Source organism: Herbaspirillum sp. DW155, from assembly GCF_037076565.1.
Taxonomy (GTDB): Bacteria; Pseudomonadota; Gammaproteobacteria; order Burkholderiales; family Burkholderiaceae_D; genus Herbaspirillum.
Map to the genome: position 1 here is coordinate 725,256 of NZ_AP029028.1, position 24,635 is coordinate 749,890.

General features: G+C 61.7%; 29 protein-coding genes. 12 read left to right on the plus strand and 17 right to left on the minus strand.

What is annotated here, in order from left to right:
- The first annotated feature begins 16 nt into the window (after positions 1-16).
- From fba to AACH55_RS03320, 6 genes are all read left to right on the plus strand, one after another.
- The gene (gene fba / locus AACH55_RS03295; protein WP_013232709.1) at positions 17-1,081 is read left to right on the plus strand and encodes a class II fructose-bisphosphate aldolase; all 1,065 of its coding nucleotides are present in this window, start codon (positions 17-19) and stop codon (positions 1,079-1,081) included.
- Between the two features lie 102 nt (positions 1,082-1,183).
- A complete protein-coding gene (locus AACH55_RS03300) occupies positions 1,184-2,080 on the plus strand; it encodes a phosphoribosylaminoimidazolesuccinocarboxamide synthase (RefSeq protein ID WP_338717997.1) in 897 nt (298 codons plus the stop codon).
- 12 nt (positions 2,081-2,092) lie between these two features.
- The gene (gene purE / locus AACH55_RS03305) at positions 2,093-2,590 is read left to right on the plus strand and encodes a 5-(carboxyamino)imidazole ribonucleotide mutase (RefSeq protein ID WP_008325593.1); all 498 of its coding nucleotides are present in this window, start codon (positions 2,093-2,095) and stop codon (positions 2,588-2,590) included.
- The gene (locus AACH55_RS03310; RefSeq protein ID WP_338717998.1) at positions 2,587-3,792 is read left to right on the plus strand and encodes a 5-(carboxyamino)imidazole ribonucleotide synthase; all 1,206 of its coding nucleotides are present in this window, start codon (positions 2,587-2,589) and stop codon (positions 3,790-3,792) included. The genes purE and AACH55_RS03310 overlap by 4 nt, the downstream gene beginning before the upstream one ends.
- Before the next feature lie 12 nt (positions 3,793-3,804).
- Complete coding sequence (locus AACH55_RS03315; RefSeq protein ID WP_338717999.1) at positions 3,805-4,854, plus strand: L-threonylcarbamoyladenylate synthase; 1,050 nt, start codon at positions 3,805-3,807, stop codon at positions 4,852-4,854.
- A gap of 365 nt (positions 4,855-5,219) precedes the next feature.
- The gene (locus tag AACH55_RS03320; protein WP_338718000.1) at positions 5,220-5,969 is read left to right on the plus strand and encodes an OmpW family outer membrane protein; all 750 of its coding nucleotides are present in this window, start codon (positions 5,220-5,222) and stop codon (positions 5,967-5,969) included.
- A 76-nt stretch (positions 5,970-6,045) separates the two neighbouring features.
- Here AACH55_RS03320 and AACH55_RS03325 read toward each other — a convergent pair whose 3' ends face one another.
- Positions 6,046-6,555 (minus strand): flavin reductase family protein, encoded by a 510-nt coding sequence (locus tag AACH55_RS03325; RefSeq protein WP_338718001.1) that lies wholly within the window; start codon positions 6,553-6,555, stop codon positions 6,046-6,048.
- Positions 6,556-6,760: 205 nt separating this feature from the next.
- On the opposite strand from AACH55_RS03325, the gene msrA reads away from it, so the two are divergent.
- Complete coding sequence (gene msrA / locus AACH55_RS03330; RefSeq protein ID WP_338718002.1) at positions 6,761-7,294, plus strand: peptide-methionine (S)-S-oxide reductase MsrA; 534 nt, start codon at positions 6,761-6,763, stop codon at positions 7,292-7,294.
- Between the two features lie 81 nt (positions 7,295-7,375).
- On the opposite strand, the gene AACH55_RS03335 is transcribed toward msrA, so the two are convergent.
- The 6 genes from AACH55_RS03335 to purB form a co-directional block, all read right to left on the minus strand.
- Positions 7,376-8,578 (minus strand): cyclopropane-fatty-acyl-phospholipid synthase family protein, encoded by a 1,203-nt coding sequence (locus AACH55_RS03335; RefSeq protein ID WP_338718003.1) that lies wholly within the window; start codon positions 8,576-8,578, stop codon positions 7,376-7,378.
- A 55-nt stretch (positions 8,579-8,633) separates the two neighbouring features.
- Positions 8,634-9,269, minus strand: coding sequence for a pyridoxamine 5'-phosphate oxidase (gene pdxH, locus AACH55_RS03340; protein ID WP_338718004.1), 636 nt, complete (start codon positions 9,267-9,269; stop codon positions 8,634-8,636).
- A gap of 220 nt (positions 9,270-9,489) precedes the next feature.
- Entirely contained in the window at positions 9,490-10,062 is a 573-nt protein-coding gene (locus AACH55_RS03345; protein ID WP_338718005.1) for a YceI family protein, read from the minus strand.
- Positions 10,063-10,160: 98 nt separating this feature from the next.
- Positions 10,161-10,724, minus strand: coding sequence for a YceI family protein (locus AACH55_RS03350; RefSeq protein WP_338718006.1), 564 nt, complete (start codon positions 10,722-10,724; stop codon positions 10,161-10,163).
- 63 nt (positions 10,725-10,787) lie between these two features.
- Entirely contained in the window at positions 10,788-11,312 is a 525-nt protein-coding gene (locus AACH55_RS03355; RefSeq protein WP_338718007.1) for a cytochrome b, read from the minus strand.
- 305 nt (positions 11,313-11,617) lie between these two features.
- Positions 11,618-12,985, minus strand: a complete 1,368-nt coding sequence (gene purB / locus AACH55_RS03360) for an adenylosuccinate lyase (RefSeq protein ID WP_338718008.1) — start codon at positions 12,983-12,985, stop codon at positions 11,618-11,620.
- 306 nt (positions 12,986-13,291) lie between these two features.
- Here purB and AACH55_RS03365 point away from each other — a divergent pair, with 306 nt between their 5' ends.
- Positions 13,292-13,906, plus strand: coding sequence for a glutathione S-transferase N-terminal domain-containing protein (locus AACH55_RS03365; RefSeq protein WP_338718009.1), 615 nt, complete (start codon positions 13,292-13,294; stop codon positions 13,904-13,906).
- Positions 13,907-14,009: 103 nt separating this feature from the next.
- On the opposite strand, the gene AACH55_RS03370 is transcribed toward AACH55_RS03365, so the two are convergent.
- The 10 genes from AACH55_RS03370 to AACH55_RS03415 form a co-directional block, all read right to left on the minus strand.
- A complete protein-coding gene (locus AACH55_RS03370; protein WP_338714814.1) occupies positions 14,010-15,476 on the minus strand; it encodes an IS1182 family transposase in 1,467 nt (488 codons plus the stop codon).
- Positions 15,477-15,594: 118 nt separating this feature from the next.
- Positions 15,595-16,074: a bacterioferritin gene (gene bfr / locus AACH55_RS03375; RefSeq protein ID WP_338718010.1), complete on the minus strand. Its 480-nt coding sequence runs from the start codon at positions 16,072-16,074 to the stop codon at positions 15,595-15,597.
- A gap of 275 nt (positions 16,075-16,349) precedes the next feature.
- On the minus strand, positions 16,350-16,766 hold the full coding sequence (locus AACH55_RS03380; RefSeq protein WP_338718011.1) for a biopolymer transporter ExbD: 417 nt from the start codon (positions 16,764-16,766) through the stop codon (positions 16,350-16,352).
- Positions 16,766-17,497 (minus strand): MotA/TolQ/ExbB proton channel family protein, encoded by a 732-nt coding sequence (locus AACH55_RS03385; protein WP_338718012.1) that lies wholly within the window; start codon positions 17,495-17,497, stop codon positions 16,766-16,768. Before AACH55_RS03385 ends, AACH55_RS03380 begins: the two co-directional genes overlap by 1 nt.
- Before the next feature lie 106 nt (positions 17,498-17,603).
- On the minus strand, positions 17,604-18,302 hold the full coding sequence (locus AACH55_RS03390; protein ID WP_338718013.1) for an energy transducer TonB: 699 nt from the start codon (positions 18,300-18,302) through the stop codon (positions 17,604-17,606).
- 9 nt (positions 18,303-18,311) lie between these two features.
- The gene (locus AACH55_RS03395; RefSeq protein WP_338718014.1) at positions 18,312-18,539 is read right to left on the minus strand and encodes a (2Fe-2S)-binding protein; all 228 of its coding nucleotides are present in this window, start codon (positions 18,537-18,539) and stop codon (positions 18,312-18,314) included.
- 41 nt (positions 18,540-18,580) lie between these two features.
- On the minus strand, positions 18,581-18,901 hold the full coding sequence (locus tag AACH55_RS03400; RefSeq protein ID WP_338718015.1) for a hypothetical protein: 321 nt from the start codon (positions 18,899-18,901) through the stop codon (positions 18,581-18,583).
- Positions 18,902-18,998: 97 nt separating this feature from the next.
- Positions 18,999-19,187, minus strand: coding sequence for a hemin uptake protein HemP (locus AACH55_RS03405; RefSeq protein ID WP_008325641.1), 189 nt, complete (start codon positions 19,185-19,187; stop codon positions 18,999-19,001).
- Between the two features lie 220 nt (positions 19,188-19,407).
- The gene (gene mnmA, locus AACH55_RS03410; RefSeq protein ID WP_338718016.1) at positions 19,408-20,514 is read right to left on the minus strand and encodes a tRNA 2-thiouridine(34) synthase MnmA; all 1,107 of its coding nucleotides are present in this window, start codon (positions 20,512-20,514) and stop codon (positions 19,408-19,410) included.
- Between the two features lie 57 nt (positions 20,515-20,571).
- Complete coding sequence (locus AACH55_RS03415) at positions 20,572-21,060, minus strand: NUDIX hydrolase (protein ID WP_338718017.1); 489 nt, start codon at positions 21,058-21,060, stop codon at positions 20,572-20,574.
- A 178-nt stretch (positions 21,061-21,238) separates the two neighbouring features.
- Between AACH55_RS03415 and AACH55_RS03420 the strand changes: the two genes are divergently transcribed.
- From AACH55_RS03420 to AACH55_RS03435, 4 genes are all read left to right on the plus strand, one after another.
- On the plus strand, positions 21,239-22,354 hold the full coding sequence (locus AACH55_RS03420; protein ID WP_338718019.1) for a Re/Si-specific NAD(P)(+) transhydrogenase subunit alpha: 1,116 nt from the start codon (positions 21,239-21,241) through the stop codon (positions 22,352-22,354).
- An 85-nt stretch (positions 22,355-22,439) separates the two neighbouring features.
- On the plus strand, positions 22,440-22,802 hold the full coding sequence (gene panD / locus AACH55_RS03425; RefSeq protein WP_006461708.1) for an aspartate 1-decarboxylase: 363 nt from the start codon (positions 22,440-22,442) through the stop codon (positions 22,800-22,802).
- A gap of 60 nt (positions 22,803-22,862) precedes the next feature.
- Positions 22,863-23,177 carry an NAD(P) transhydrogenase subunit alpha gene (locus AACH55_RS03430; RefSeq protein WP_034335569.1) on the plus strand — a complete coding sequence of 105 codons (315 nt, stop codon included), beginning with the start codon at positions 22,863-22,865 and terminating at the stop codon, positions 23,175-23,177.
- Entirely contained in the window at positions 23,174-24,613 is a 1,440-nt protein-coding gene (locus tag AACH55_RS03435; RefSeq protein WP_338718020.1) for an NAD(P)(+) transhydrogenase (Re/Si-specific) subunit beta, read from the plus strand. Before AACH55_RS03430 ends, AACH55_RS03435 begins: the two co-directional genes overlap by 4 nt.
- Positions 24,614-24,635 lie beyond the last annotated feature (22 nt).

The following is a 24,635-nucleotide window of genomic DNA, read 5'->3' on the forward strand; positions in this document are numbered from 1 at the left end:
TTCTGGAGTTTTCATCATGCCTCTCGTATCCATGCGTCAACTGCTGGACCATGCCGCCGAAAACGGCTACGGCCTGCCGGCGTTCAACGTCAACAACCTGGAGCAGGTCACCGCCATCATGGAAGCGGCCAATGAAGTCGGCGCGCCCGTGATCATGCAAGCCTCCGCCGGTGCCCGCAAATACGCCGGCGAAGCCTTCCTGCGCCACCTGATCTCGGCGGCCGTGGAAGCCTATCCGCACATCCCCGTGGTGATGCACCAGGATCACGGCCAGTCGCCGGCGGTCTGCATGGCCGCCATCAAGTCCGGTTTCTCTTCCGTGATGATGGATGGCTCGCTGGAAGCCGACGGCAAGACCGTGGCCAGCTACGAGTACAACGTCGAAGTCTCGCGCAAGGTGGTCGAGTTCTCGCACGCCATCGGCGTGACCGTGGAAGCCGAACTGGGCGTGCTGGGTTCGCTGGAAACCATGAAGGGCGACAAGGAAGACGGCCACGGCGCCGATGGCACCATGACCCGCGAACAGCTGCTCACCGACGTGAACCAGGCCGCCGATTTCGTGAAGGCCACCCAGTGCGACGCACTGGCCATTGCCATCGGTACCTCGCACGGCGCCTACAAGTTCTCGCGCAAGCCCACCGGCGACATCCTGGCCATCGACCGCATCAAGGAAATCCACGCCCGTATCCCCAACACCCACCTGGTGATGCACGGTTCTTCTTCGGTGCCGCAGGAACTGCTGGCCGAGATCCGCGAATTCGGCGGTGACATGAAGGAAACCTACGGCGTGCCCGTCGAGGAAATCCAGGAAGGCATCAAGCACGGCGTGCGCAAGATCAACATCGACACCGACATCCGTCTGGCCATGACCGGTGCGATCCGCCGCTACCTGTTCGAGAACCCGTCCAAGTTCGACCCGCGCGACTACCTCAAGCCGGCCCGCGAAGCCGCCAAGCTGGTCTGCAAGGCACGTTTCCTGTCCTTCGGTTGCGAAGGCCAGGCCGGCAAGATCAAGCCGATCTCGCTGGAAAAGATCGCCGAGAAGTACAAGAGCGGCGAACTGGCACAGATCGTCCAGTAAGCACGCAAGCCGCTGAACGGCTTACGCCGGACGCAAGGCCCCACCGACCGGAATCGCCCTGAAAATGGCGATTCCGGTTTTTGACTTTACGAGAAGACCACCATGAGCAGTCTCTACAAATCCTCGATCACTTCCCTGCCGCTGCTGGGCACAGGCAAGGTCCGCGAAAACTATGCCGTCGGCGACGACAAGCTGTTGATTGTGACCACCGATCGCCTCTCGGCCTTCGACGTCATCATGAACGAACCGATCCCCGGCAAGGGCAAGGTCTTGAACCAGATGAGCGATTTCTGGTTCGACAAACTCGGCCATATCGTGCCCAACCATCTGACCGGTATCGATCCCGAGTCGGTGGTGAGCCCGGCCGAAATCGAGCAGGTGCGCGGACGCGCCGTGGTGGCCAAGCGTTTGAAGCCGATCCTGGTGGAAGCCGTGGTGCGCGGCTACATCATCGGTTCCGGCTGGAAGGATTACCAGGCCACCGGCGCGATCTGCGGCATCAAGCTGCCGGCGGGTTTGCAACAGGCTTCCAAGCTGGAACAGCCGATCTTCACCCCGGCCGCCAAGGCCGACCTGGGCGAACACGACGAAAACATCAGCTTTGAAGAAACCGAAAAGCGCATCGGGTCGGAACTGGCGCACAAGATCCGTGATGTGGCCATCCAGCTCTACAAGGAAGCCGCTGACTATGCGGCCACGCGCGGCATCATCATCGCCGACACCAAGTTCGAATTCGGCCTGGACGACAACGGCGTGCTGCACCTGATGGATGAAGTGCTGACTGCCGACTCCTCGCGCTTCTGGCCGGCTGACAGCTACCAGGTCGGCATCTCGCCGCCGTCCTTCGACAAGCAGTTCGTGCGCGATTACCTGGAAACCGTCGAAGGCTGGCAGAAGACCCCGCCTGCACCGGCGCTTCCGGCCGATGTGATCGAAAAGACCGGCGCCAAATACCGCGAGGCGCTGGAACGCCTGACCGGCGAGAAGCTCAAGGACTGACGAGGAGCGGACATGAACGATACTGTCAAACCGTTGATCGGCGTGGTCATGGGTTCGTCCTCCGACTGGGAGGTGATGCAGAATGCGGTCGCCATCCTGAAGGACTTCGGCGTGCCCTTCGAAGCCCAGGTGATTTCCGCCCACCGCATGCCGGACCAGATGTTCGCCTACGCCGAAAGCGCCCGCGCGCGCGGCCTGCGCGCCATCATCGCCGGTGCCGGCGGTGCCGCGCACCTGCCGGGCATGATCGCGGCCAAGACCATCGTGCCGGTGCTGGGTGTGCCGGTGCCGTCCAAGTACCTGCGCGGCGAGGATTCGCTGCTGTCCATCGTGCAGATGCCCAAGGGCATTCCGGTGGCCACCTATGCCATCGGTGAAGCCGGTGCCGCCAATGCGGCGCTGTCCGCCATCGCCATGCTGGCCACCACCGACGCGGCTCTGGCTGAGAAGCTGGAAGCCTTCCGCAAGACCCAGACGCAAGTCGCCCTCGACATGAAGTTGCCTGTATGACCCAGCAGTCCGCCTCCACCCTTCGTCCCGCCGTTCCCTCGACCACGCCCGCCACCTGGCTGGGCGTGATGGGCGGCGGCCAGCTCGGCCGCATGTTCGCCCACGCGGCGCAGAGCATGGGCTTCAAGGTCGCCGTGCTGGAAGCCGATGCCGACTGCCCGGCCGGGCAGGTGGCGGACCGCCTCATCCATGCAGCCTACGACGATGGGGCGGCGCTGGCCGAGCTGGGTGCGCTGTGTGCGGCCATCACCACCGAGTTCGAAAACGTCTCAGCCAAGAGCCTGGCCACGCTGGCAGCGCAGACCTTCGTGGCACCGGCAGCTTCCGGTGTCTCGATCGCGCAGGACCGTACTGCCGAGAAAGCCTTCTTCACCGAATGCGGATCGCAATCCGGCGTGCTGCCGGCACCGCATCTGGTGATCAACAGCGAGGCCGATATCGATGGCCTCGATGCCAACCTGCTGCCGGGCATCCTCAAGACGGCGCGCATGGGTTATGACGGCAAGGGCCAGGTGCGCGTGCGCACCGTCGACGAAGTGCGTGCCGCTTTCGCCGCCATGAAGGGCGTGACCTGCGTACTGGAAAAGATGCTGCCGCTGGCCTATGAAGTCTCGGTGCTGGTGGCGCGCGGCCATGATGGCCAGGCCGTGGTCTATCCGATTGCCGAGAACGTGCATCGCGACGGCATCCTCTTCACTACCACCGTGCCCGGTCCCAACATCAAGGCCGATGCCGCCGAACGTGCGCAGCAGGCGGCCTTGCAGATCATCGGCGCGATGCAGTACGTGGGTGTGCTGTGTATCGAATTCTTCGTGCTGGAGGATGGCGCGCTGGTGGTCAACGAGATGGCCCCGCGTCCGCACAACAGCGGCCACTACACCATCGATGCCTGCGTCACCAGCCAGTTCGAGCAACAGGCCCGCGCCATGGCGCGCCTGCCGCTGGGCGATACGCGCCAGCATTCGCCGTCGGTGATGTTGAACATTCTCGGCGATGTCTGGTACGAGGGTGACACGGACGCGCAGCGCGAACCGGCCTGGGATCAGGTGCTGGCGCTGCCCGGCGCGCACCTGCACCTGTACGGCAAGGCTGAAGCACGCCGTGGCCGCAAGATGGGCCACGTCACCTTCACCGGTGCCACGCTGGCCGATGCCCAGCGCCAGCTGGCGGCGGCCTGCGCCATCCTCGGCATCGCGCTGTAAGCGAGGCGGGTGATGAACGACAAGCGCGCTTCTTCCCCTGTCGCCATCGATGCGGCGGCCATCATGCATGCCGCGCGCAAGCTGGAGCAGGGCGGTCTGGTGGCCTTCCCGACCGAGACCGTCTACGGCCTGGGCGGCGATGCCGAGAATCCGGCCGCGATTGCGGCCATTTATGCGGCCAAGGGGCGACCTGCCAATCATCCGGTGATCGTGCACGTTTCGCCGGAAGCCGATATCGGCTACTGGGCAGCGTCGGTGCCGGTGGAAGCGCGTCGACTGATCGCCTCGTTCTGGCCCGGTCCGCTCACGCTGATCTTGAAGCGCGCCGCGCACATTCCCGATGCCGTGGCCGGTGGCCAGGATTCGGTGGGCGTGCGCTGTCCCTCGCATCCGGTGGCGCAAGCGCTGCTGCGCGAATTCCGTGGCGGCAAGGGGGGCATCGCCGCGCCCTCGGCCAACAAGTTCGGGCATGTCAGCCCGACCACCGCCGAGCACGTGCGGGAAGAATTTGGCAGCGATGCCGACAGCCTGGTCGATTTTGTGCTCGATGGCGGCCAGAGCGAAGTCGGTATCGAATCCACCATCGTCGATCTGTCCCGCATCCAGACGCATGGCCCGGTCTTGCTGCGTCCGGGCCAGATCAGTGCGGATCGGATTGCCGCCGTGCTGGGCGTGCCGCTGGCTACGCCCGACGCCACCGCGCCGCGCGCCTCAGGCACGCTCGATGCGCATTACGCGCCGCATACGCCGGTGGTGCAGGTTGCCGTTGCCGAGTTGCCGGCCGTGCTGGGCAAGCTGGCCGGCATCGGCCAGAAGGTGGCCCTGATCCGGCGTGAATTCGCGGGCGAGGGCGAGGTGGCGGTGAGCCGTCCCATGCCGCTTACCGCCGACGCCTATGCCCATGACCTCTATGCCGCGTTGCGCGACATGGACCATGTGGGTGCTGATCTCATCGTGGTGGAATCCCTCCCGGTTGCAGCTGAGTGGCAGGGCGTCAATGACCGCCTGCGCCGCGCCGCCTTCGATTCGCAGGGTTTGCTGGCGCGCCTCCTGGGCGCTTGAGGCTGACGCTGCAGCTGCTGTTGCGGCTGCCGTTGTGTCGTTGCCCGGCCCTTCTGCTTTCTTGCTCTCACCGCTCAGCCGCGCTCGTACTGACTTCCGGGTCAGTACGTGGTTGCCAAAAGCCGACAAGCACGATCGTGCTCTTCACATCTTCTATACAAATTGTGACAAAGCTGGCATAGTATCTCCACGAAATAGCACGCGCGTTCTTTTTGTTTCATCGGCGTATTAAATGCGTACTCATCAGTTACGCGGACTTACGCTGAATAATGAAAAACGGTAACCAGCCGTGGCACCAATCCCGTCAGGCGCCAGACGTCGGGAATAAAAAATCCGGGCACTGCCCGCAACTCTTGGAGACAGCAATGCAAAAACAATTTTCCTTCCTGCCCCACATCGCCGCCTTGTCCGTGATGGCAGCTTGCGCTGCACCGGCCATGGCGCAGACTGCGGGCAGCAATATCGTCAACGTGGGCTGGTTCCACCTGGCGCCGCAGGATTCCAGCGAGACCCTGCGCAAGAACGATGGTCCCCGCGCTGGCCCGGTCAATGGTTCGGGCGCCACCGTCGGCAACGCCGATACACTGGGCATCGCCTTCACCCACTTCTTCACCGACAACATCTCGCTGACTGCCGATCTGGGCATCCCGCCGACCTTCAAGCTCGACGGCACCGGCACCCTGGCGGGCGTGGGCAAAATCGGCCAGGCCAAGCAGTGGAGCCCGGCCATCGTGGCGAAGTACCATTTCGGCGATGCCAACAGTACCTTCCGCCCCTTCGTCGGTGCCGGCGTGACTTACGTCTGGTACGACAATGTTGAACTGACCGACAACTTCCAGCGCACGATCTCCAGCTCCTACAGCGGTGGTCGCTTGTCGACTGCCAAGTCCAGCGCCAACCTCAGCTCCTCTTGGGCGCCGGTGCTGACCGTGGGTGCCAACTACAATTTCGACAAGGCCTGGTCCGTGGGCCTGTCCGTGTCCTACATCCCCTTGAAGACCAATGCTGACATCACCACCGAGTTGCCGGCGGCATTGGGTGGCACGACGCACTCCAGCACCAGCCTGACGATCAACCCGGTCGTGACCTTCCTGTCGGTGGGCTACAAGTTCTAAGACCGGAAACCTGCTGCAAAAATGGCGCCCGGAGCAATCCGGGCGCCATTTTCATTTGGGCGATGTTCAGAGTGCGTCAGAACGTCTCGGTCTTGATGAAGCGGCCGTTATGGAAGACCAGCGCGGCCTGGGGATCGACTTCGCAATGTTCCACCTCGCCCACGAAGATGACGTGATCGCCTTCCGGATACTGGCTGCGGTTGTGGCATTCGAACCAGGCCGAGGCGCCATCCAGCACCGGCTGACCGGTGCGCGAGAGGGTGTAGGAGACGCCTTCGAAGCGGTTCTCCATCTTGCTGGCGAATTGCTGCGCCAGATGCGCCTGGTCGGCGCTGAGAATGTTGATGACGTAATGCGAGTTGCCGGAGAAGACCGGCAGGCTGTTGGCGCGCGTCCCCAGGCTCCACAACACCAGCGGCGGGTCCAGCGAGACCGAGTTGAAGGAGCTGGCGGTCAGCCCCAGCAGGGTGCCATCGGCCAGCCGCGTGGTGATGACGGTGACGCCTGTGGCGAACTGCGACAGGGCCTGGCGGAAATGCGCCGCGTCGAACTGACGCGCTTCGGCGCGGGGAAAACGTGTGTGCATCGGGAGTCTGGTCGGAGGTCGAAGCGCCCCGGCTGCCGCGTGGCGGCCAGCCGGTCAATGCGCAGAGATGCACATGATAGCGGATCGCGCGCAGTCTTGCCGCGCGGGTGGGGTACGGACGACTTGAGAATGCTTCACATCGGCCGCACTTGAAGTGCTGAATTGGAGTAAAGTTTTATAACAAGCAACTTGACGGGAGAACATCATGGCCACGGAAATCGCAGTATTGGGCGGCGGCTGCTTCTGGTGCCTGGAAGCGGTCTACCAGCAGGTCAAGGGCGTGCAGTCGGTGGAGTCCGGCTATACCGGTGGCGGCGTGGTCAATCCCAGTTATGAACAGGTCTGCGGCGGCCAGACCGGGCATGCGGAAGTGGTCAAGCTGGCCTTCGATCCGCAGCAGATCAGCTTCCGCGAGATTCTGGAAATTTTCTTCACCATCCATGACCCGACCACGCTTAACCGCCAGGGCAATGACGTCGGCACGCAATATCGTTCAGTGATCTACTATCAGGACGAAACCCAGCACGACACAGCCCGGCACATCATCGCCGAGATGGCCCTGGTATGGGATGCCCCCATCGTGACCGAGTTGTCGCCGCCCCAGCCCTATTACCGGGCCGAGGATTATCACCAGAACTATTTCGTGCAGCATCCCTTCCAGGGCTACTGCGCCTTCGTGGTGGCGCCCAAGGTGGCCAAGCTGCGCGAGGTCTTTGCCGAGAAGAGCAAGCCCGAATAATCGTTCAGCGGACCCTCCCAAAGTACAACGGGCATGCCAGGGCATGCCCGTTGTGCGGATGGGGCTGGCGATCTTTTTTCGTTATCGATAGATGTAGCGGCGCGACCACGGCAACTGCTGCGCACTGCGGCCGGCCTTGGAGCAGACGACCTGGTACAGCGAAATCCAGTCACGTTCGAAACCGTAAGCACTGCCGGCCAGGTAGACGCGCCAGATACGGTAGTGCTTCTCATCGGTGACGCCGTGGATGGCATCGGCATTGGCTTCGAAATTGTCGGCCCAGATGCTGCAGGTGCGGGCGTAGTGGCGTCGCAGGTTTTCCACGTCGAAGGCTTCCAGGCCCCCTTCCTGCATGGTCCTGAGCACCGTGCTGATGTGCGGCAGTTCACCGGCAGGGAAGACATACTTGTCGATGAATTCCCCGGCGCCGTAGGGCGATTCGCCGTTCTCGACGTCGGTGCTGGTGATGCCGTGGTTCATGGCCAGCCCGCCATCGGCCAGCAGCTTCCTGATCTGGGCAAAATAGCTGGGCAGATTCCTGATGCCCACGTGCTCGAACATGCCCACCGAGGTGATGCGGTCGAAGGTGCCGGTCACGTCACGGTAATCCTGCAGGCGGATATCGATGCGGTCGGCCAGCCCGGCTGCTTCCACCCGCTCCCGCGCCAGTGCGTACTGGTTCTTGGAGAGCGTCACGCCGACGCAGCGCGCACCGTACTTCTGCGCCGCCCGCAGCACCAGCGCACCCCAACCGCAGCCAATGTCGAGCAGGGTCTGGCCGGGCTTCAACTGGATCTTTTCCAGGATGTGGTCGATTTTCTTGAGCTGGGCCGTGGCCAGGTCCTCGTCGCCATTCTCGAAGTAGGCGCAGGAATAGACCATGTTCTCGTCCAGGAACAGCTTGTAGAAATCGTTGGAAACGTCGTAGTGGTACTGGATGGCCTCGGCGTCGCGCTTCTTGGTGTGGGTCACGCTGCGCACCATGCGGCCCAGCCGGCCTTCGGCCTTGAGCGTCTTGGAGGCCAGGCCGTTGGCGACCTGGATGATGCTCTTGACCTTGCCTTCGACTTCGATCTTGCCTTCGACATAGGCCTCACCCAGGTTGGCCAGGGACGGGGTGAGCAGTGATGTGATGGCCGAGGCGTGCGGAACCTTGAGCGTGACTTCGGGCGTACCGCTGCTGAAGTCGTAATGCCGTCCGTTCCATAGCTCCAGCCGCAGGGGCAGGGCCGAACCGTTGCGAATGTTTTCTACCCAGGCGTCTAGCTTCTTTTCCCAAAACACGATGTCCTCCGCGTCAGTGATGAATGCTGTCGGCCCTGCCAGGCATGCAATGTCGTCAGGGCTGCAGGCGCTGCCGTTGCCACTGGCCATCTGCGGCGCGTGTGTAGAGAACGCGGTCATGCAGGCGGGAGGGGCGGCCTTGCCAGAATTCGATGCGATCGGGAATGACACGATAACCGCCCCAATGTTCCGGACGGGTTGGATGTTCCCCGAATTGCTGCTTGGTTGCTGCGTATTGCTGTTCCAGCGTCTCGCGGCTGTCCACGGTCCGGCTCTGCTGCGAGGCAATCGCGCCGAGCTGGCTGGCCAGGGGGCGACTATAGAAGTACGCGTCGCTCTCTTGCTTGCTTACGCGTTCGATCTTCCCTTCGATGCGGACCTGCCGTTCAAGTTCGACCCAGTGGAACAGAAGCGCCACATAAGGATTGTCGGCCACCTCGACACCCTTGCGGCTGTCGTAGTTGGTAAACCAGGTAAAGCCCTGCTGATCGAACTGCTTGATCAGCACGATGCGCGAGGACGGCCGTCCATCTGCCCCGACGGTGGCCACGCTCATGGCGTTGGGCTCGGGGATCTGGGCCTTGGTCGCCTCATCGAACCAGATGGCAAACTGCTCGATCGGATCGGCGGCCGTGTCGACTTCGGACAGGCTGGCGCGGCTGTAGTCTTTACGTAGGTCAGCTAACGACATGCTTCTTGCTCCTTGGGGAGTGGCGCTAGATTAGCGCGTTTCAAAATGTTTTGCAGAGCAGCAAAACGGCGAATGCGAGCCATTGTGCGGCTTGGCGGCCGGTCACTCCATGATCGCAAACAAGGCGCGCCAATAAAAAAGCCGATGCATTATCGCATCGGCTTTCTCGGTTTGCCGGGGGCGGAGCAGGTCCGGTCGCCTCAGGCAAGCCCGGACAAGATCAGTTGGTCTTGACGGCTTCGACCTGGATGGCCAGCTTGGTGTCCATCGAGAAGCCATACTTGGCGCCGTAGTCGATACCGAAGTCGGCGCGGTTGAAGGATGCCGAGGCATCGCCGCCGCAGACTTCACGCTTGAGCATCGGGTGCTGGATGCAGGTGAACTTGTTGATGGTCAGGGTGACCGGCTTGGTCACGCCGTGCAGGGTCAGTTCGCCTTCGACGGTGGCCGGCTTGTCGCCGTTGAACTTGATGTTGCCCTTGTATTGGGCAGTCGGGTACTTGGCGACGTCGAACATCTCGGCGCTCTTGGCGTGGTCGTTCATCTTGGCCATGCCGAAGTCGATGGAGGCGGTATCGATGGTGATGTCGACGGTACCGGTCTTGGCGGCGCGGTCCAGGGTCACGCTGCCGCTGGTCTTGTCGAACTTGCCGCGCCAGATGGACACGCCCATGTGGTCAGCTTCGAAGCTGGGATAGGTGTGGCTGGGATCGATGCTGTAGGTGTCGGCAGCGTTGGCGGAGAAAGCGGCGCCAGCCGCAACCAGGGCCAGCAGGAGGTGGTTCAGTTTCATGTGTTTCAATTCCTTGAGTGAGAAAAAACGCTGGGGAGTCCGCCCGAAGGCGGTGCGTCAATGGCGCGGAACGACTGCTTTGGTATTGTTGGTGCGGATTACTGGGCCACGATGTGGAACTTGATCGTCACGTCATCGGCCACCATGCTGGTGTCTTTCCATTCACCTTCACCGATGTTGTAGGTCAGGCGCTTGATGGGCAGCACGCCGTCGAAGACCTGGGCGCTGCCTTCCTTCTTCAGCGTGAGCGGGAAGGAGACATCGCTGCTCTTGCCCTTGATGGTCAGCTTGCCGGCCACGGTGAACTTGCCCGCACCTGCCGCCTTGATGCTGCTGGTCACGAAGCTGGCCTTGGGGAATTGGGCGGCGTTGAACCACTCCTTCTTCTGCACTTCCTTGTTGTACTCGGCGTCACCCAGGTCGAAGCTGGCCACCTCGATGTCGACCGTCGCCTTGCCTTGTTCCGGCTTGGCAGCGTCGAAGTCGATGGCCGCGCTGATCTTGTTGAACTTGGCATCCACCGGCACGTTCAGTTGCTTGAAGGTGGCGACCACGGTGCTCTTGGCGGCATCCACCTTGAGCGGTGCAGCCTGGGCGGAGAGGGCAAAGGAAGCGGCAGCCAGGGCCAGCAGGGAGGGTTGGAAGAAACGGGAGAAAGTCATGTCGGATTCCGTAAAAAAACGAGCAATATGAATGATCTTGCGTAGTGCCTGCCTTGCAGGGGTTCAGGGCAGCATGCGCTTGAAGATATTGTCACGATCAACGAACTGGTGCTTGAGGGCAGCCAGCACGTGCAGGGCGAAGGCGGCCAGCAGGGTCATGTTGAGCCAGTAGTGCACTTCCTTGAGCAGCGGTTTGAGTTCCGGATTGGGGGCCATCAGCACCGGCAGCGGTACCACGCCGAGATACACCACCGGCACGCCGGCAGACAGGCTATAGAAATAGCCCGACACCGGAATGGCGAACATCAGTGCATACAGGCCCAGATGCAGGCCGTGCGCGGCCGATTGCTGCCAGCCCGGCATGTTGGCGGGATAGGCCGGCGCCTTGTGCGTGAGGCGCCACAGCAGGCGCACGCAGGCCAGGGCCAGCACGGTCACGCCCAGCCACTTGTGCCAGGAAAAATACTTCAGCTTGGTCGGGGTCAGGCCGGGAATGTCGACCATGGTCAGGCCCAGGCCGAAGGCGGAGATGATCAACAGCGCAATCAGCCAGTGCAGCAGCACGGCGGGTTTGGTATAGCGTTCCATAGGATGTCGGGGCGGGCGTAGGTGGCGTTTGGAGCGGCTGGCTCTGCAATGCTTCTGCAGGGCGGGCAGGCCGGGCTGGCGTCGCGGACTCCTGAAGATTCCGGGCGGCAAGCGATGATGCCACTCTTTTTGACCAGACGAGTATAAAGAGCTTTGGCTGCACGCATTACTCGCCGAAATCGGACTTCAGCCGTCCGTTTTTGCGAGTAATCTTTGCGAAGCTTCACTATCACGGCTGCGCAAATGAAAAATGGCGCACATTGCTGTGCGCCATCATTCATTTTGTTAGATTCAGGGATGAAGAATCAGATTTGCTTGGCCAGTTCCACGGCGGTGCCGATGTAGTTGGCCGGGGTCATGGCCAGCAGGTGATCCTTGGCCTCCTGCGGGATGGCCAGGCCATTGATGAAGTCGCGCAGGGCGTCCTTGGAGATGCCCTTGCCGCGGGTCAGTTCCTTCAGTTGCTCATACGGATTCTCGATGCCATAGCGGCGCATGACGGTCTGCACCGGCTCGGCCAGCACTTCCCAGGTGGCGTCGAGATCGTCGGCCAGGCGTTGCGGGTTCACTTCCAGCTTGTTCAGGCCGCGCAGGCAGCTGTCGTAGGCCAGCAGGGTGTAGCCGAAGCCCACGCCGATGTTGCGCAGCACGGTGGAGTCGGTCAGGTCACGCTGCCAGCGCGAGACCGGCAGCTTCTCGGCCAGGTGCTTCAGGACGGCATTGGCCATGCCCAGATTGCCTTCGGAATTCTCGAAGTCGATCGGGTTGACCTTGTGCGGCATGGTCGAAGAACCGATTTCGCCGGCCTTGGTGCGTTGCTTGAAGTAGCCCAGGGAGATGTAGCCCCAGATGTCGCGGTTCAGGTCCAGCAGGATGGTATTGGTGCGGGCCACGGCATCGAACAGTTCGGCCATGTAGTCGTGCGGTTCGATCTGGATGGTGTAGGGATTGAAGGTGAGGCCCAGGCGCTTTTCCACCACGTCCTTGGAGAAGGCCGCCCAGTCGGTCTGCGGGTAGGCCGACAGGTGGGCATTGTAGTTGCCCACGGCGCCGTTCATCTTACCCAGGATTTCGACGCTGGCGATGCGCTTGGCCGCGCGTTGCAGGCGCGCCACGACGTTGGCCACTTCCTTGCCCAGGGTGGTCGGGCTGGCCGGCTGGCCGTGGGTGCGCGAGAGCATCGGCACGGCGGCGTGTTCGTGGGCCAGGTCGGTCAGTTTGGCGATGACGGCTTGCAGCGAGGGCAGCAGCACGGTGTCGCGCGCGGCCTTGAGCATCATGCCGTGCGAGGTATTGTTGATGTCTTCGGAGGTGCAGGCGAAGTGAATGAATTCGGAGGCGGCTACCAGTTCGGGCACATCCTTCACTTTTTCCTTGAGCCAGTATTCCACCGCCTTGACGTCGTGGTTGGTGACGGCTTCGATTTCCTTGATGCGGGCGGCGTCGGCTTCGGTGAAGTCGGCGGCCAGCTTGTCCAGCAGCGCGCGGGCGCTGGCCGAGAACGGCTTGATCTCGGCAAAACCGGCTTCGGACAGCGCTTGCAGCCAGGCAATCTCGACCTTCACGCGGTGGTGCATGAAGCCCGCTTCAGAGAGCAGCGGACGCAGTTGATCGGTCTTGGAGGCGTAGCGGCCGTCCAGCGGGGACAGGGCCGAGAGAGCAGAGAGGGACATGATGGAAACGATGGAAACGGATGAGATGCGTTGACTGAAGATTGGCGAGTTTTGGCCGGCATTTGCTCCAAAACCCGAATCGCCCGAGCCCGGCATTTTACCATCGGCACGCCGGCCGGCCCAATTTTCCGGTCCGGCGTGGTCCTGGCGGACCGTGGCTTTCCGTTCCTGACGCAATTCATCACCAGGGCCTGTTCAGATTCAATCTGCGCATCTCGCCGATTGAATGTGAACAGGCTCTAAGCTTCACAAATTTGTCAGGAAATGCGAATGTTATAATCAATGTACATAAATACACCACACGCTATGCTAAAACTCATCGGCTCCAATGCCAGCCCGTTCGTGCGCAAGGTGCGCGTCGTGATGGCCGAAAAAAAGATCGATTACGAATTCATCCTGGAAGATGTCTGGAGCGCATCGACCACCATCCAAGAGAGCAATCCGCTGGGCAAGGTGCCTTGCCTGTTGATGGATGATGGGGGTGCGATGTTCGATTCGCGGGTCATTGTCGAATACCTGGACACCTTGACGCCGGTCGGCAAGCTGCTGCCGCCCAACGGCCGCGAGCGCGCCGAGATCAAGTGCTGGGAAGCGCTGGCCGACGGTGCCCTGGATGCGGCCGTGCTGGTGCGCCTGGAAAAGACCCTGCGTCCGACCAAGCAGCAGAGCCCGGAATGGATCAAGCGCCAGTGGAGCAAGGTCGAAGCCTCGCTGAAGGCCATGGCCGAGGGCCTGGGCGAGAAGCCTTTCTGCGTGGGCAACCATTACAGCCTGGCCGATGTGGCAGTGGGCTGTGCGCTGGGCTGGCTGGCGTTCCGCTTCCCGGACCTGGCCTGGCGCGAGGATTATCCGCAACTGGCGCGGCTGTTCGACAAGGTGTCGGAGCGGGCCAGCTTCAAGGAGACCGTGCCGCATCTGTGAGGCATGGTGGCCATACGGCAGGCCGACAAACAAAAAGCGCGCTCCGTGGAGCGCGCTCAGGTTGATGACGAACCCCGTGTTTTCGAACACGGGGTTTTGTTTTTCAGGCGCAGGTAATTTGCAGATGGTCGATGGCGCAGAAGCCAAGCAATGCGCTCATTTTTCTCTGTAGCCACTTTTGTACGCTGGCATAGGCGTTCAAGCCCGGTAAAAGCGCGCGCAAGCGCGCCACCAGCAGGGCAATCTTCTTCATGTTCTGGGCCGCCGCCGCCAACAAGCACTGCTCGGCGACCTTGCGCAAGCCGCGCATGCGGGCATAGCGATGTCCGTGCAATTGCTTGGCGTCGGCGAAGCTGCGTTCTACCGTTTCCTTGCGTCGGGCATAGATGCGCTTGCCCCATTCGGTACGACGCCGATCATCCACCTTCTCCTTGGAACGCTCCCACACATGGCGCGTCACCACCTTGACCGCATTGGCGCTATTGGTGCATTGCTCGCGTACCTTGCAGCCCCGGCATTGTTCAGGCTTGGATTTGTATTCCCGATACCCCTGCCGATTGGTGGTGCTGTAGTGCAAGGACTGGCCCTGCGGGCAGATGTATTCGTCACGGTAGGCATCGTACTCATACGCCCGTTTAAAGAATGTCCCCGGCTTGTGGTTGGGTGTGCGGTAGCCCATCACGCCGCTGATCTCGCGATTCTCCAGTCCCTGGCAGACGGCCGGTGTGAAATAGCCAGCATCCAGGCCAACGGCCTGTACATCAAATCCGAACGTCTGGCGCTGACGATCCAGGCGTGCCAGATAAGGTTGACTGTCATGGACTGAGGCGGGCGTGACATGGGTATCGGTAATGATGCAATGCTTGGCATCGACGGTGCGGTGATCCAGGTAGAAGAAGCCCTTGGGCTTGTCGTCGCGCACCATGTAGCCGCTCTCGGGATCGGTGCGACTAACCTTGATCTCTTTGGTGGGCGGCTCATCATCATCGTCACGTTTGAGCGGCTTCTTGCCATGCTCGGCACGGTCGATATCCACAGCCGCATCCAGTTCGGCCAGATAGGCCGAGGGTGTCTGGGCAACTTGAACGTAGTCGAACTTGTTCTTGTTGGCGTTGGCCTTGAGGTGGGTGCTGTCGCTGTAGAGCACACGGCCATCGACCATGCCGCGTCCAATGGCCTGGCGCACGATCTCGTCGAAGATGTCTTGATAGACGGTGGTATCAATGAAGCGGCGGCGCCGGTTCTGGGAGAAGGTGGAGGAGTCCGGCACCTTGTCGGTCAGACGGAATCCGGCAAACCAGCGATAGGCCACGTTGACCTGGACCTCGCGGATGAGCTGGCGCTCGCTGCGGATACCGAAGAGGTAGCCGATGAACAAGAGCTTGAAGAGTACCACCGGGTCCAGTGCCGGGCGGCCATTGTCGGCGCAATACAGATGCGCCACCTTCTCGCGGATGAACTCGAAATCCACCGCCGCGTCGATCTTGCGCAGCAGGTGGTCCTTGGGCACGAGCATCTCGATGGTCACCATCTCTAACTCGTGCTGGGCGGCTGTCGGTTTTTTGAGCATGACCGATTAAACAACAAAGCCTTGGCTCTCGCCAGGGCTTTGTCATCAATCTGAGCGCGCTCCGTGGAGCGCGCTTTTTTTTTATTTGCCCGAGCGGTAACCGCAGGGCGGGGCGGGGTTACTCGCTGGCCGGGGACATCTGGCTTTGCAGGTAATTCTGGATGCCCACCTTGTCGATCAGGTCCAGCTGGGTTTCCAGCCAGTCGATGTGTTCTTCGGTGTCATCCAGGATCATCTGGAACAGTTCACGGGATACGTAGTCGCCCACCTGTTCACAGGTGGCGATACCTTCCTTGACGGTCTTCTGGGCGCCTTGTTCCAGCTTCAGGTCACATTGCAGCATTTCCTGGGTGTTCTCGCCGATCATCAGCTTGTGCAGCGCCTGCAGGTTGGGCAGACCGTCGAGCATCAGGATGCGGTCGATCAGCTTGTCAGCGTGCTTCATCTCGCCGATGGATTCGGCGTATTCCTTGGCGCCGATCTTGTCCAGGCCCCAGTGCTTGTACATGCGGGCATGCAGGAAGTACTGGTTGATGGCGGTAAGCTCATTGGTTAGTTGCGCATTGAGCAACTTGATGACTGCGGGATCGCCTTTCATGGGGATTACCTTTAAAAATTGATGTAGGAGGAAAACCGCGTTAATTATGGGTGACTGACTAGCTGCCTGACCGCGGACGGACGGATCATAGTCCAGATGCCTCCATTGTTCAGCAAGAATTAGCGGTAATCATTCTTACTTTGGTTGGCGTATGAAGGAAAAAACAAAAACCTCCGTCGCCAGGCGAGGGAGGTTTTCAGGGCAGGCCCGCTGCATCGGGGCTTGCGGGGCGGGGCAGTGCGCGGCACTTCCCCTTGCTGCAGTGCTGCCGGTAATTACTTCTTGTCAGGATCGGTCACGAAACCGATCTTGGTCAGTCCACCCGACTGCGCCGCCGACATCACCTGCGCCACCTTTTCATACTGGGTGGTGCGCTCGGCGCGCAGATGCATTTCCGGTTGCGGCTGCTTCTGGGCGGCCACGGCGATGCGGGCGCTCAGTTCGCTGCTGTCGATCTTTTCTTCATTCCAGAACACGTTGCCGGCCGCGTCGATGGACAGGTTGATGCTTTCCGGCTTGACCTGATCCGGCTGGCTGCTGGCCTTGGGCAGGTCGATCTTGACCGCATGGTTCATCACCGGGATGGTGATGATGAAGATGATCAGCAAGACCAGCATCACGTCCACCAGCGGGGTGGTGTTGATTTCGGGATTGAAATCATCGTCCGAATCGGACAGGGAACCCATGGCCATCATGCCCTCCCGACTGCGGTCAGCTTGGCCTTGCCGCCATTGGGCTGGCCATCTTCACCGGCCGCGCGGGCACCGGTGACGAACAGGGCGTGCAGGTCGAAGCCGAACTTGTTGAGCTTGGCGATGGTGGTCTTGTTGCCGCGCACCAGGGCGTTGTAACCGAAGGTGGCGGGGATGGCCACGGCCAGGCCCAGGGCAGTCATGATCAGGGCTTCGCCGACCGGGCCGGCCACCTTGTCGATGCTGGCCTGGCCGGTGGTGCCGATGGACACCAGCGCGTGATAGATGCCCCAGACGGTGCCGAACAGGCCCACGAACGGTGCGGTGGAGCCGACCGAAGCCAGCACGGCCATGCCGGTCTGCAGCTTGCCGGAGGCTTCGTCGATGGCCTGGCGTAGCGAGAGGGTCACCCAGTCGCTCACCGAGAGCTGGTCATGCAGGTGGCCCTTGTGGGCGGTGTGGTGGCTCATGGCGGTGACGCCGGCCTTGGCCACTTCGGCGAAGGGATTGTCCTGGCCCAGGGTAGCCAGGCCTTCGGGCAGGCTAGTGGTATCCCAGAACTTGTGACCAGCAGCGGCCGAGGCCTTGCGGAAACGCAGCAGCTGGAAGGCCTTGGTGAAGATCACGTACCAGGACGCGATCGACATGGCCAGCAGCAGGACGGCGACACCCTTGGTGACGAAATCGCCTTGGGCCCAGAGGCTTTCCAATCCGTAGGGACTAACTTCCATGATGTTTTCCTTCGATTTTATGGTTCAGATGAGGGGGAATGACGAAACGAAATGACTACATGGCCGGGCTAGGCCCGGCCATTCAAGTTTTTTGGCTCAGCTCACTTCAATTGAGACGGAACGCCAGGCTGCCGACCGTGCTGACGGTGATGGCCTTGCCGTTTTCGATATAGGGCTTGAAGACGGCGCGCATCACGGCACTGCGGGCCGCATCGTCCAGGCGCGAATAACCGGACGACTTGATGATCTCGACCTTTTCGGCGTGGCCGCTGGTGTTGACGGTCACGCGGAATTCCACCACGCCCTCTTCACCCATGCGGCGCGAGACGCTGGGATAGGTCGGGTTGGGCTGCTGGATATATTCGATGCCCGAGGTGATCTGCTTGGGCAGGACCGGTCCGGGTGGTGCAGCCGGTGCCGGGGTCGGCTCGGCCGCTACCTGCGGGGCCGGCGCGGCAGGTTGCGGCGGCTGGGGCGGCGCAGTGATGGCGGTCGGAGCCGGGGTTTCGGTTACCGGAATGGGCTTGGGCGGCGCCACTACTTTCTTGACGATTTTCACCTGCTTGGGCGGGGCCGGCTCGGCCTTGGGCGGTGCGGGCTCGGGGGCCTTCTCGGGAACGATGAAGGTGGCGATCACTTCCTTGGGAACGGCGCTGGCGACCTGGTGGACCAGGCCGCTCTGAAGCGCCCAGAAAAAGGCGATATGCAACAGGATGATCAGGCCCAGCGGGCCGATCTTGCGTGCCTGGCGCATCAGGGCGCTGGGTGGGCTGACACTCATGAGGGACGGTGAAATGGCGTTCATTGATCTGATTCAGGCGGCGGCCAGCGAGGGATGGAACACCACCGGACGCACGCCTTGCTGTGTTTGACGGGAACTGCTGAGGCACTCGCGCAGGACGTTCTTGGCGCAGGAATGGCACTTGCCGCAGCAGGTACCCACGCCAAGCTGCTTGCGCAGCTCGGCCATGGACGTCATGCCTGCGTTGACCGCCTGATGGATCTTGCCTTCGGAGATGTTGTTACAAACACATACGATCATTGTACGCCTTGCTGCCTGCTCTATCAGGCTCTTAACGATGGCTAGGATCTCGCTCCAGCAACCATGCGCGAGAAGAAATTGAATTTTTCCTGCGGCGGCATCGTCCGTTCCACCACATTTGCCCACTGTTCCGACAACTGCTGGCAGGTGGCCCGCAGGACCGGTGCCAGGTTGGGCAAATCCGCCAGGGCCTTCAGGTGTCTTTCGATCACCGAAGCCAGCTTTACGCAACTCTGCGTTTCCTGGCTGTTGTTGGCGGTGTAGTGCGACATCAGATGCAGCACGGCGGACACCAGAAGTTCAGGCTGTGCCGGTGCGCTGCTCGGTTCCACGAACGTGGACGTCATGTTCTCGTTGACCATCAAACTCTCCTCGCTGGGCTAGCTTGGCTGGCGGTGCGTCATGACGGACGACACTGGCTGGCCTGTTTAGGGATCCACCCGGACTGAGACTGCCGGCTCAGGCCGTCAGGATCAGCTTGTTCAACTGCGTCAGTCGCAGCTTGTAGATGCGACCACCGTGATCGATCTCCAGTTCTCGCATCTGACGGAACAGGTCCGTGCTCTTGATGCGGGTGATCGGCGTTCCGTTGGCGGTCGTGCCCGGCTTGTTGCGACGGTCCATGCTGTTGTCGTTCAGTTGGCTCATTACAATCACCTCCTATTAAATGCGAACAATTCTTATTTAGATTATTTGCGATTTGCGGCGGGATTGCAAGCCCTTTTATCGGTGTGATTGATAATTTTTATCATTCAGGAGGCCTGGCGGAAACACTTCAAGGCTATCAAGGCTGTCAAGCTTGCCCAAAAGCAAACGCCCCGCCGCGAAATTCGCGCACGGGGCGTTCAAAAGTTGCCTCGATGAAAATTTAATCCGGTAGCGCACCGCTTTCGATGATGCCGCCGCCCAGGCAGACGTCGCCGTCATAGAGCACCGCCGATTGCCCCGGCGTGACCGCCCATTGCGGGGTGTCGAAGGCCAGCGAGAAGGTGCTGCCGGCATCGGCAAAGCCGCACGGTACGTCGGCCTGGCGATAGCGCGTCTTGGCCGACAGCGCGCTCAGTTGCGGCGCATGGCCGGCCACCCAGCTGACCTGGCCGGCCGAGAGGGTAGGCGAGAGCAGCCAGGGATGGTCATGCCCCTGGACGATATAAAGCGTGTTGTTTTCCACATCCTTGCGCGCCACGTACCAGGCATCGCCATGGCCATCGGCATTCTGGTGCGCCTTCAGGCCGCCGATGCCGATACCCTTGCGCTGGCCCAGCGTATAGAAGGACAGCCCAACGTGCTCGCCCACGGTCTGACCATCGGCGGTCTTGATCGGGCCGGGCTTGTAGGAAAGATAACGGTTCAGGAATTCACGGAAAGGTCGCTCGCCGATGAAGCAGATGCCGGTCGAGTCCTTTTTCTTCGCATTGGGCAGCTGCAGCTGCTCGGCGATCTTGCGCACTTCGGTCTTGTGGATCTCCCCCAGCGGGAAGACCGTGCGCGAGAGCTGCTCCTGGTTCAGCCGATGCAGGAAATAGCTCTGGTCCTTGCTGGCGTCGAGCGCCTTGAGCAATTGGTAGTCGCCCTGCGGCCCCTGGCGCACGCGCGCGTAGTGGCCGGTGGCGATCAGGTCGGCGCCCAGCTTCATGGCGTGGTCGAGGAAGGCCTTGAATTTGATCTCGGCATTGCACAGCACGTCCGGGTTGGGCGTGCGGCCGGCCTGGTATTCGCGCAGGAATTCGGCGAAGACGCGATCCTTGTATTCGGAAGCAAAATTCACTGCCTCGATATCCACTCCGACCACATCGGCCACGCTGACCGCATCAATCCAGTCTTCGCGGGTGGAACAGTATTCGGAATCGTCGTCATCTTCCCAATTCTTCATAAAGAGCCCGATGACCTCATAGCCCTGCTCCTTCAACAGCCATGCCGACACCGACGAATCCACGCCGCCCGACATGCCGATGACTACTCTTTTCTTGCTCATGTTGTATCCGTTCAATGCGGCCATCCGTAAAGAGGGCCGCCAGGTGATGCGCCCGCGTCAGCCGGGCAGGGCGCCAATGGCGCTGGGATCGGTATGGACCAGTTCCAACGGTGCGCGCTGGCCGGCCAGGTAATCATCCACGCAACGCAATACCAACGGGCTGCGATGCCGTTCGGCGCAGGCGGCCAGTTCGTCGCGTGTCATCCAGACGGCGCGCACGATGCCCTCGTCCAGCGGTCGGTCCAGCACCTCGCCGACGGTGCCGGCAAAGGCGAAGCGCAGATAGGTCACCGACAGCCCGCCGCGCGAGGACGACACGTTGCGTGAAAGATAAGTGCCTAGCAGGGCCGTTGGGGTGAAGACATGCGCCGATTCTTCCAGCGCCTCGCGTACGGCTGCCTCGATCAGGGACTCGCCCGGCTCCAGGTGGCCGGCCGGCTGGTTGATGCGCAGCCCGCCTGCGCTGTGCTCTTCCACCATCAGGAAGCGGCCGTCGCGCTCGATGATGGCGGCCACGGTGACAGAGGGTTTCCAGACTTCAGACATTGATGACCTCGTGAATCCGCCATTTTACCCTGTCGAGGCCCATTCTTCAGCGCCGGTGCCGCCGTGGCGCGGGATCGCGCGGCTTTCTTGCAGGCTGGACAATTTCTCGCCCGGCAAGGCGAGTCGTGTAAGATTGGGCCGAGATTGGGCCAAGAATCCACAATAAAAGGAGTCAGGAATGAGGATAGCGATCCCCGCCGAAAGCCGGGACGGAGAAACCCGTGTCGCCGCCACCCCCGAAACGGTTAAGAAACTGGTGGCTGCCAGGCACGAAGTGATGGTCGAGTCCGGCGCCGGGGGCAGGTCCAGCATTCCCGACGAAGCCTACGTGGCCGTCGGCGCCAGTATCGGCAGTGCCGAAGCCGTCTACACTGCCGAGATCCTGCTCAAGGTGCGCGCGCCCAATGCGGCCGAGCGCGCCCGCATCCGGCCCGGCACCGTGGTCATCGGCATGCTCAATCCCTTCGACGCCGACAACACCGCCGCCATGGCTGCCGCCGGTCTCACCGCCTTCGCCCTCGAAGCTGCGCCCCGCACCACGCGCGCGCAGTCGCTGGACGTGCTCTCGTCGCAGGCCAACATCGCCGGCTACAAGGCCGTGCTGATGGCCGCCAATACTTATCAGCGCTTCATGCCCATGTTGATGACGGCAGCGGGTACCGTGAAGGCCGCGCGCATGTTGATCATGGGCGCCGGGGTGGCGGGTCTGCAGGCCATTGCCACGGCCAAGCGGCTCGGAGCGGTGATCGAGGCCTCCGACGTGCGTCCGGCGGTCAAGGAGCAGATCGAGTCGTTGGGCGCCAAATTCCTGGACGTACCCTTCCTGACCGAGGAAGAAAAAGAGATCGCCCAAGGCGTGGGCGGCTATGCCCGCCCGATGCCGCCGGACTGGATGAAGCGTCAGGCCGAGCTGGTCCACGAACGCGCCAAACAGGCCGACATCATCATCACCACCGCCCTGATCCCCGGCCGCAAGGCGCCGGTGCTGATCAGCGAAGAAACGGTCAAGGCCATGAAGCCCGGTTCAGTGATCCTGGACATGGCGGTCGACCAGGGCGGCAACTGCCCCTTGTCGGAACCCGGCAAGACCGTCATCAAGCACGGCGTGCACATCATCGGCGAAGGCAATCTGGCGGCGCTGGTAGCGGCCGATGCCTCGGCGCTGTATGCGCGCAACGTGCTGGACTTCCTCAAACTGATCATCGATGCCGAAGGCAAGCTGGTCATCAACAAGGAAGACGATATCGTCGCGGCCACGCTGCTCTGCCAGGGCGGCGAGATCCTGCGCAAATGAATCTGCCGGCCCGGGTCGGCAGACAACCCGGGCGTTTTCAGTCCCCCTCACGCCCATCACTTTTGAAACAAGAAGGAAGAAGTCCATGCAACGCATCATGCTGCGCGCGAAGATCCATCGCGCCTCGGTCACCCAGTGCGACCTGAACTATGAAGGTTCCTGCGGAATCGACGAAGACCTGCTGGAAGCCGCCGACATCCGTGAGTTCGAGAAGATCGAACTCTACAACGTCAACAACGGTGAACGTTTCTCCACCTACGCCATTCGCGGCAAGCGCGGCAGCGGCGAGATCTCGTTGAACGGTGCAGCGGCCCGCCTGGCGCACCTGGGCGATTTGCTCATCATCTGTACCTATGCGCCGATGAGCGATGAAGAAGTCGCCACTTACAAGCCCAAGGTAGTCTTCGTGGACGACAAGAACCGCATCACCAGCCTCAAGGCAATCTGACCCTCGACAAGAACCATGCGGCCCGTTCCACCGGCGGGCTGCATCACAAGGAGGAACACCATGGAAGTCAGCCACACCATCATCAACCTGATCATCTTCGTGCTGGCCATCTACGTTGGCTACCACGTGGTCTGGACGGTGACCCCGGCCTTGCACACGCCCCTGATGGCGGTGACCAATGCCATCTCGGCCATCATCATCATCGGCGCGATGCTGGCGGCGGGCCTCACCGAAGGCACGGTCGGTCGCATCGCCGGCACGCTGGCCGTGGCGCTGGCGGCGGTGAATGTGTTCGGTGGCTTCATGGTGACCCAGCGCATGCTGGAAATGTTCAAGAAGAAAGAGCCCAAGGCCAAGTCGGGAGAGCGAGCATGAGCATGAATCTGGTGACCCTGCTGTATCTGATCGCATCGATCTGCTTCATCCAGGCCCTGAAAGGCCTCTCGCACCCGGCCACGGCGCGCCGCGGCAACAGCTTCGGCATCGCCGGCATGGTCATCGCGGTGCTGACCACGCTGGCGCTGATCGTCAAGATCAAGGGGGAGGGCGCCAATCCTTCCGGTGACATCGGCTATCTGCTGGTGGCTGGCGGTGTGATCGTCGGTGGCGGCATCGGCGCTTATCTGGCGCGCAGCGTCGAGATGACCAAGATGCCCGAACTGGTGGCGGCGATGCACTCGCTCATCGGTCTGGCGGCGGTCTGTATCGCGGTGGCGGCGGTGGCCGAACCATGGGCGCTGGGCATTTCGGCGCACGGACAACTCATCCCCGTGGGCAACCGGGTGGAACTGTTCATCGGCACCTTCGTGGGCGCCATCACCTTCTCGGGTTCGGTGATCGCCTTCGGCAAGCTCTCGGGCAAGTACAAGTTCCGCCTGTTCCAGGGTGCGCCGGTCAACTTCGCCGGCCAGCATTTCCTGAATCTGCTGCTGGCGGTAGCCATGATCGGCTTCGGCGTCATTTTCGTGCTCACGCAAAACTGGCTGCCCTTCATCATCATGGCCGCCATCGCCTTTGCGCTGGGCGTGCTGATCATCATCCCCATCGGCGGGGCCGACATGCCGGTGGTGGTCTCGATGCTGAACAGCTATTCCGGCTGGGCGGCGGCGGGTATCGGCTTCTCGCTGAACAACTCCATGCTCATCATCGCCGGTTCGCTGGTCGGTTCATCCGGCGCGATTCTCTCATACATCATGTGCAAGGCGATGAACCGCTCCTTCTTCAACGTGATCCTGGGCGGGTTTGGTGGCGAGGCGGCGGCTGCAGGGGGCGGGGCGCAGCAGCAGCGCAGCGTCAAGTCGGGATCGGCCGATGATGCGGCGTTCCTGATGGGAAATGCAGAAACCGTCATCATCGTGCCGGGCTACGGGCTTGCCGTGGCACGTGCGCAGCACGCACTGAAGGAATTGACCGAAAAGCTGACCCACAACGGCGTGACCGTGAAATACGCGATCCACCCGGTGGCCGGCCGCATGCCCGGCCACATGAACGTGTTGCTGGCCGAGGCCGAAGTGCCCTATGACCAGGTGTTCGAGATGGAAGACATCAACAGCGAATTCGCCCAGGCCGATGTGGTGCTGGTGCTGGGCGCCAATGATGTGGTCAACCCGGCGGCCAAGGATCCCAAGTCGCCCATTGCGGGCATGCCGATCCTGGAAGCCTACAAGGCCAAGACCGTGATCGTGAACAAGCGCTCCATGGCGGCCGGTTATGCAGGTCTGGACAATGAACTGTTCTACATGGACAAGACCATGATGGTCTTTGGCGATGCCAAGAAGGTCATCGAGGATATGGTCAAGGCGGTGGACTGAGTTTGGTCTGCTCCGGCACAAA

What these genes read in the sequence shown, in the direction of transcription:
- panD (WP_006461708.1), top strand. Translation starts at nt 22,440, where the DNA reads ATGCAACGCATCATGCTGCGCGCGAAGATCCATCGCGCCTCGGTCACC.
- AACH55_RS03350 (WP_338718006.1), bottom strand. Translation starts at nt 10,724, where the DNA reads ATGACTTTCTCCCGTTTCTTCCAACCCTCCCTGCTGGCCCTGGCTGCC.
- msrA (WP_338718002.1), top strand. Translation starts at nt 6,761, where the DNA reads ATGGCCACGGAAATCGCAGTATTGGGCGGCGGCTGCTTCTGGTGCCTG.
- mnmA (WP_338718016.1), bottom strand. Translation starts at nt 20,514, where the DNA reads ATGAGCAAGAAAAGAGTAGTCATCGGCATGTCGGGCGGCGTGGATTCG.
- AACH55_RS03315 (WP_338717999.1), top strand. Translation starts at nt 3,805, where the DNA reads ATGAACGACAAGCGCGCTTCTTCCCCTGTCGCCATCGATGCGGCGGCC.
- AACH55_RS03430 (WP_034335569.1), top strand. Translation starts at nt 22,863, where the DNA reads ATGGAAGTCAGCCACACCATCATCAACCTGATCATCTTCGTGCTGGCC.
- AACH55_RS03380 (WP_338718011.1), bottom strand. Translation starts at nt 16,766, where the DNA reads ATGGCCATGGGTTCCCTGTCCGATTCGGACGATGATTTCAATCCCGAA.
- AACH55_RS03405 (WP_008325641.1), bottom strand. Translation starts at nt 19,187, where the DNA reads ATGAGCCAACTGAACGACAACAGCATGGACCGTCGCAACAAGCCGGGC.
- fba (WP_013232709.1), top strand. Translation starts at nt 17, where the DNA reads ATGCCTCTCGTATCCATGCGTCAACTGCTGGACCATGCCGCCGAAAAC.
- AACH55_RS03395 (WP_338718014.1), bottom strand. Translation starts at nt 18,539, where the DNA reads ATGATCGTATGTGTTTGTAACAACATCTCCGAAGGCAAGATCCATCAG.
- purB (WP_338718008.1), bottom strand. Translation starts at nt 12,985, where the DNA reads ATGTCCCTCTCTGCTCTCTCGGCCCTGTCCCCGCTGGACGGCCGCTAC.
- AACH55_RS03345 (WP_338718005.1), bottom strand. Translation starts at nt 10,062, where the DNA reads ATGAAACTGAACCACCTCCTGCTGGCCCTGGTTGCGGCTGGCGCCGCT.
- AACH55_RS03435 (WP_338718020.1), top strand. Translation starts at nt 23,174, where the DNA reads ATGAGCATGAATCTGGTGACCCTGCTGTATCTGATCGCATCGATCTGC.
- AACH55_RS03390 (WP_338718013.1), bottom strand. Translation starts at nt 18,302, where the DNA reads ATGAACGCCATTTCACCGTCCCTCATGAGTGTCAGCCCACCCAGCGCC.
- AACH55_RS03400 (WP_338718015.1), bottom strand. Translation starts at nt 18,901, where the DNA reads ATGGTCAACGAGAACATGACGTCCACGTTCGTGGAACCGAGCAGCGCA.
- AACH55_RS03365 (WP_338718009.1), top strand. Translation starts at nt 13,292, where the DNA reads ATGCTAAAACTCATCGGCTCCAATGCCAGCCCGTTCGTGCGCAAGGTG.
- pdxH (WP_338718004.1), bottom strand. Translation starts at nt 9,269, where the DNA reads ATGTCGTTAGCTGACCTACGTAAAGACTACAGCCGCGCCAGCCTGTCC.
- AACH55_RS03325 (WP_338718001.1), bottom strand. Translation starts at nt 6,555, where the DNA reads ATGCACACACGTTTTCCCCGCGCCGAAGCGCGTCAGTTCGACGCGGCG.
- AACH55_RS03385 (WP_338718012.1), bottom strand. Translation starts at nt 17,497, where the DNA reads ATGGAAGTTAGTCCCTACGGATTGGAAAGCCTCTGGGCCCAAGGCGAT.
- AACH55_RS03310 (WP_338717998.1), top strand. Translation starts at nt 2,587, where the DNA reads ATGACCCAGCAGTCCGCCTCCACCCTTCGTCCCGCCGTTCCCTCGACC.
- AACH55_RS03300 (WP_338717997.1), top strand. Translation starts at nt 1,184, where the DNA reads ATGAGCAGTCTCTACAAATCCTCGATCACTTCCCTGCCGCTGCTGGGC.
- purE (WP_008325593.1), top strand. Translation starts at nt 2,093, where the DNA reads ATGAACGATACTGTCAAACCGTTGATCGGCGTGGTCATGGGTTCGTCC.
- AACH55_RS03355 (WP_338718007.1), bottom strand. Translation starts at nt 11,312, where the DNA reads ATGGAACGCTATACCAAACCCGCCGTGCTGCTGCACTGGCTGATTGCG.
- AACH55_RS03415 (WP_338718017.1), bottom strand. Translation starts at nt 21,060, where the DNA reads ATGTCTGAAGTCTGGAAACCCTCTGTCACCGTGGCCGCCATCATCGAG.
- bfr (WP_338718010.1), bottom strand. Translation starts at nt 16,074, where the DNA reads ATGAAAGGCGATCCCGCAGTCATCAAGTTGCTCAATGCGCAACTAACC.
- AACH55_RS03420 (WP_338718019.1), top strand. Translation starts at nt 21,239, where the DNA reads ATGAGGATAGCGATCCCCGCCGAAAGCCGGGACGGAGAAACCCGTGTC.
- AACH55_RS03370 (WP_338714814.1), bottom strand. Translation starts at nt 15,476, where the DNA reads ATGCTCAAAAAACCGACAGCCGCCCAGCACGAGTTAGAGATGGTGACC.
- AACH55_RS03320 (WP_338718000.1), top strand. Translation starts at nt 5,220, where the DNA reads ATGCAAAAACAATTTTCCTTCCTGCCCCACATCGCCGCCTTGTCCGTG.